The sequence below is a fragment of the Blastococcus sp. SYSU DS0541 genome (assembly GCF_054050875.1).
The window spans coordinates 1-1,620 of sequence record NZ_JBJHAD010000041.1 but is presented as its reverse complement, the minus strand read 5'-3'; the positions used below and the strand labels follow the sequence as shown (position 1 = coordinate 1,620).

Here is a 1,620-nt window from a genome sequence, read left to right as displayed (position 1 = left end):
GCGGGAGACCTCCTCCGCGGCACCGGACACCACACCCGACTGCGCCGCGGTCTCCTCCGCACCCGCCGAGATCTGCGCCGAGCTCGCGCTCAGCTCCTCCGAGCTCGCCGCCACCGCATCCGCCGAGGAGGCGACCGTCCCGAGCACGCTGCGCAGGTTCGCCATGGCCTCGTCGAGGGCGCGGCCCATCTGGCCGAGCTCGTCCCTCGAGGTCAGGCCGCTGGAGCGGGTCAGGTCCCCGGCGGCGAGGCCGACGGCGACGTCCTGCACCTTGCGGGTGGAGCGGGCGATGCCGGTGGCGACGGCGAAGCCGATCGCGAGGGCGGCGAGGACGCCGACCAGGATCACCGCGAGGGTGAGGGTCCGCTGCGACTCGTAGCTGCCACGGATGCCGGCACTGGCCTCCGCCGCCTCCTGCAGCTCCATCTCGCGCAGCTCCTGCAGGTCCCCGGCCAGCTCGTCACCGATGGGCGCTCCCTGCTGCGCGTTCGCGGTCACCCAGCTCCGCACGTCGCCCGCGATGGCCATCGGTGCGAGCACGTCGGTCTGGATGGCCAGGTAGGCGTCGATGTCCGCCGTCATCTCGTCGATCATGGCCAGCTTGGCCGGCTGCGTGGTGCCGGACGCGTAGGTGTCGAGGGCCTCGTGGAACTCCGCCACGTAGCCCTCCACCGCAGCGAGCCGGGCACGGGTCTCCTCCGGCGTCGCCACGATCAGGGCGTCCCGGGCGGTGACGCGCATGTCGCTGAGCAACTGGTCCATGGCGGCCGCCTGCACGGCGCCCTGCAGGTTGTTGGCGTAGAGCCGGTCGGCGTCGTCCGCTGCGGCGCTCATCCCGGAGATGCCCAGGACGCCGATGCCGGCGGCGACGGCCGCGGTCACCGAGACGGCGCCGAGGACCTTGGTCTTGACCGACAGGTCGGACATCCGCGCCATCGGCGACCGGCCGGCCGCCTGGTCGGTGCGACGGCTGCCCGTGGCTCGGGTCGTGCGGGCGGCAGCGGTCATGGCGTTGCTCCAGGGAAGAAGGGGAAGGGTGCGTGCGCCACCGAATCGCGGGAGAGAGCCCGGCGCGCATGCGGCGCTGTGGTGACGACGGAAAGATAGGGCGCAGCGATCCGGGAACGGACAGAAATGCCCGCGTGTCGGACGGCGTGCCGGAGAAAGGTCGGTGACCGCATGTTCGGTGTCGACTTCCCGCCATTTCGGGATGGGCGACCGGTGACGACCGGGAATGGTCGCGCAGGAATGCGGGGAACACCGAGGTGATCCGAACGCGCTCCGGCCGGGCAGCGACCGCGTCGGTCGCTGCCCGGCCCGAGTCCGGCACATCTCCGTCCAGAGGCTCGCCCCGAGCCTGCGAGGGGTGAGGGGGACGGGCGGCCCCCGTCCAGAGGCTCGCCCCGAGCCTGCGAGGGGTGAGGGGGACGGGCGGCCCCCGTCCAGAGGCTCGCCCCGAGCCTGCGAGGGGTGAGGGGGACGGGGGTCCTTCTAGTACTTGAAGTTGCCGACCGTGGTGCGCAGGTCGGCGGCCATCCGGGACAGCTCGTCGACCGCGGACCGGGTCTGGGTCAGCGCCTGGGTGGTGGAGTCCGCCGCGCTGGAGACCCCGGAGATGTT

1 protein-coding gene and 1 pseudogene are annotated in these 1,620 nt (G+C 72.8%); both read right to left on the bottom strand.

The features are described from left to right. Window positions 1-1,008 (bottom strand): MCP four helix bundle domain-containing protein (locus tag ACI794_RS20740; protein ID WP_456617265.1); only part of this gene is annotated, 1,008 nt, incomplete at its 3' end. Between the two features lie 483 nt (window positions 1,009-1,491). Continuing rightward, window positions 1,492-1,620, bottom strand: a pseudogene (locus tag ACI794_RS20735) (methyl-accepting chemotaxis protein); the annotation flags it as partial.